The sequence below is a fragment of the Streptomyces sp. NPDC060027 genome, from assembly GCF_042737005.1.
In the GTDB taxonomy this organism is placed as follows: domain Bacteria; phylum Actinomycetota; class Actinomycetes; order Streptomycetales; family Streptomycetaceae; genus Streptomyces.
Map to the genome: position 1 here is coordinate 1 of NZ_JBHWVI010000400.1, position 3,708 is coordinate 3,708.

2 protein-coding genes and 1 pseudogene are annotated in these 3,708 nt (G+C 69.3%); all 3 read left to right on the top strand.

What is annotated here, in order from left to right; translation table 11 throughout:
* Nucleotides 1–148: 148 nt before the first annotated feature.
* Nucleotides 149–490 (top strand): annotated as a pseudogene (locus tag ACFWBT_RS42245) (ATP-binding protein); the annotation flags it as partial.
* Nucleotides 491–775: 285 nt separating this feature from the next.
* On the top strand, nucleotides 776–2,980 hold the full coding sequence (locus tag ACFWBT_RS42250) for a LuxR C-terminal-related transcriptional regulator (RefSeq protein WP_385709928.1): 2,205 nt from the start codon (nucleotides 776–778) through the stop codon (nucleotides 2,978–2,980).
* A gap of 79 nt (nucleotides 2,981–3,059) precedes the next feature.
* Nucleotides 3,060–3,708: hypothetical protein (locus ACFWBT_RS42255; protein WP_385709925.1), on the top strand; the 649-nt coding region annotated here is incomplete at its 3' end.

The following is a 3,708-nucleotide window of genomic DNA, read 5'->3' on the forward strand; positions in this document are numbered from 1 at the left end:
GAGGTGCTGGACCGGCGTCTGCACCACCTGCCACCAACGCCTGCCCAGCGGTTCACACTCAAAGCCGAGATCAAGACAGACCTAACGGAGTCCTACTAGAAAGGAGTCATGAAGAGCGTCACCGCTCCCCGACCAAGAGGTGACCATCATGACTTCCACGACTGTTACCCGCACCGCTGCCGGTTCTGTCCCGTCTTCTAGCGCGCCTTCTCGCAAGCTGCGTTCTGTGCTTCCCCGGTATGACTGCCCGCTGCCGTACCGTGCGACCGCGGCGGCCGCAGCGCGGCACGCGGCCAAGCTGGTACTTGCCTCCTGGGGCTTGGACGAGGACGCGGCCTACGACGCGCTGCTGGTGGTTTCCGAGCTGGTCACCAACGCCGTCGAGCATGCCCTGCCGCCGATCGCTCTGCACCTTCAGGCTGCCACCGACCGTGGCGGGCACACCAGGGTGCGCATCGATGTGACCGATGGCGGTCCTGCTCCCGCCCCAGGCCCGTGGACGGCCAGCTGCACAGACGAAGAACACGGCCGCGCGGCCAGCAGGTCGTCACCGCTCTTGCCGACACCACCGGTGCCCAGCACGGTCCGCGCACTACCGACCACTGAGCCGACCTGCAAGCCGTCTGACGTTGCCCACCCGGTAGCCGAGTCCTTATGGCCAAGGCCCTCGGAAGCGCCCACATCCAGGCTCCTTGCCCGATGGTCGGGACGGGTGAGGAGCAGGCCGCCCCCACTACCATTCGGCGCTTTGCTCCGTCTCTGGGAGGAGAGCAAGATGTCTCCGTCGGGTTCCGTAGAAGCCCAGCCTTCCGCCTGGGCCATGCGCGGCCCGGAAAATCCGGTAGCGCGTTGGCCGCTGGCCGGGCGCGAACGGGAGCTGGAGGTTTTCGCGCGGGTGCTGGCCAGCCGGCGAAGCCGGGGGCTTGTCGTGGCCGGGGCTGCGGGGGTGGGCAAGTCGCGGCTGGCCGAGGAATACCTGGGCCAGGCGGTACGCGCAGGGTTCCGAGGGGCACGGGCAACAGCGAGCGCAGCGGCCGCTGCTGTGCCGCTGGGCGCGATTGCTCACCTTCTCCCTTCCGAAGTGGACTTGTCTGACCCGATTGCGGGGTTTGCCGCGGTGGCGGCGCACACCCGAGAAGGCCGGCGTCCGTGGGCGATCCTGATCGATGACCTGCATCTGCTGGACACGGCCTCGGTGGTGCTGCTGAGGCAGATGATGGACGCCGGGCTAATCCGACTGATCTCCACTATTCGCAGCGGCGAAGTGACCACCGAGGCCATGCAGACCCTGGCCCAGGGGGACGCCGTGACCCGGATCGACCTAGCCGCATTCAGTCAAGGTCAGGTGGGGGCGGTCCTGGAGGCCGCGCTCGGCGGGCCGGTCGGGCCACACACTGTCCGGCATCTGTACGAGGCGTCGGGCGGGAACGCCCTGTACCTGCGCGAGCTGGTTCACGGTTCCCTGGCCAGCGGAGTTTTGGCCAGTGACGGGGAGACGTGGCACCTGGTGCCGGGAAGTCGGCTGCTGGGCACGACGACGCGGCTGACTGAGCTGATCGGCAACCAGTTCGCCGCCGTGGGGCCGACCGCCCGGCCGGTGCTGGAGCTGCTGGCGCTGTGCGGCCCGCTGCCGCTGACACAGGTCCAAGTTGTCGCCTCCTGGCAGGTGCTGGCCGACTTGAAACACGCTGGGCTGATCCTCGCCAGCCAGGATGGGCGGCGCACCTGTGTGGCGCTCGCCGATCCTGTGTACGGCGAGGTCGTGCGGGCCGAGCTGCCCGTCTTGCGGCGCCGGGAGATCCTCCTTCGTCAGGCGGAGCAAGTGGAGGCCTACGGGGCCCGGCGCCGAGGCGATGCCCTGTGTATCGCCACCTGGCGGCTGGCCGCTACCGGAACCGCCGCCCCGGCCATTGTCCTCCAGGCCGCCACCGTGGCCCGCAACGCCCACGACTACCCGCAAGTCATCACCCTCCTGGAAGCCCTCCCCGAGCCTCGGCGCACCGCCCAGACCCGCCTCATGCTTGGCGATGCCCTGTCCCAGATGGGCAAGTGGAAACAGGCCGACGCCGTCCTGGCCGAGGCCGAGGACTACGCCGCCGACGGGCAGGAGAAGCTGGCCATCACACTGGCCCGGACCGCAAACCTGGCCTGGAGCAATGCCGACCCCACCCAAGCCCTGGAGGCCAACAGTGCCGCCTGGAGTCAAGAAGCCAGCCCCACCAGCCGACGCATCCTTTCCGGGCCGGTCTACTACGCCCTGGATGCACTCGCCCGCCTGCAGCGGATCCGCGGACGATACGAGGATTGCCTGGCCACCGCCCGGAAATCAGGGGAGATCTGCCGAGCCCTCGGCTTCCATAATCCCGGCATCAGCGCGTGGCGCGACGACGCCGCCCTCGCCCTGCACGCCCTCGGCAAGACCGAGGAAGCCCGCGCGATGGTGGCCGACGAACTGACGATGGCACGCCACTGGAACGCCCCCGGATTCCTGGGCCGCTCGCTGCGCGTCTCGGGCCTGGTCGCCGAAGACGGCGACCGCCTGCGGTTCCTGTGGGAGTCTCAGACCATCCTGGACAGCTCCCTGGCCCGGCTCGAACACGCCAAGACCCTCACCGCGCTGGGTGCGGAACTACGCCGCCACGGCAGCCGCACCGAGGCCCGGCCCCTGTTGAGGCAGGCCCTCGACCTGGCCACCCAGTGCAACGCCACCCCCCTGATGGAAGTCGCCCGCACCGAGCTGGCCGCCGCAGGCGGACGCCCCCGCCGCGATGCGCTGACCGGCCCCGCCGCTCTCACCCCTAGCGAACACCGCATCGCCGAACTCGCCGCCACCGGCGCCACCAACCGGCAGATCGCCCAACAGCTCTACGTCACCCCCAAAACCGTCGAGGTCCACCTCTCCGCCGCCTACCGCAAACTCGGCATCACCACCCGTACCCAACTCACCAGCGCCCTCGCCCCCGGCCCGAGCGGTCCATAGCCGATCCGGTTCGCAGCACCGGCGCGTCCGCTGGGCCTGGTTCGAGCCTTCCATCTCGGTACTCCTGGACGAGACCGAGGTGCTGCTTGGCGCCGAAAGCCCGCGTCGGCTGGAGGACATGACGGCCGGCCAGCTGGGGGCGCGTGTGCACGAGACCGTCCGGGAGGGGCACTCTCTCGCGCTCGGTGACTGGATCGGCTGGCTGATCGACGCGGCGGAGGAGCGGGTTCGAGAGCGCCTGGTTTCTGGTGTGCCCGATGGTCAGGCCGCCCTGCTCCTGCTGCATGGGCTGTCGTCGGTGGGCTCACCGGCGATCGCGCGGACGGGCCTGGAGGCGGTGTCCCGGCTGCGTCCGGTGGTGCGCGGTTCGCAGGTTGCGTCGGCTCTGCCGCAGTGGCGGGATGCGGTGGCGAAGCTACGGATGACCGGGGACATCTGGGTGCTGCGTGATGTGTACGGCTCACGTCTCGGCGTCGTCGCGGCCACGGTCTATCCGGACGGTATGGACCCGGCGGTCTATCTTTTCGACATCGTTGCCTGCGGCTTCGTTGTCCTCGCTGGCGGCGGCACGTTCCATCTTCGCGCAGACGACCGCCGAGGCCGTCCGAACCCAGCTGGACGTGGTGGCCGACATGCTGGTGCGTCAGTTCCCCGTCGGGGCCCGAAGCTGGAACCGTTGCTTTTGTCTGATGACGAGCGGACGGTGTTGGAAAGATGGCTGCGTCGGG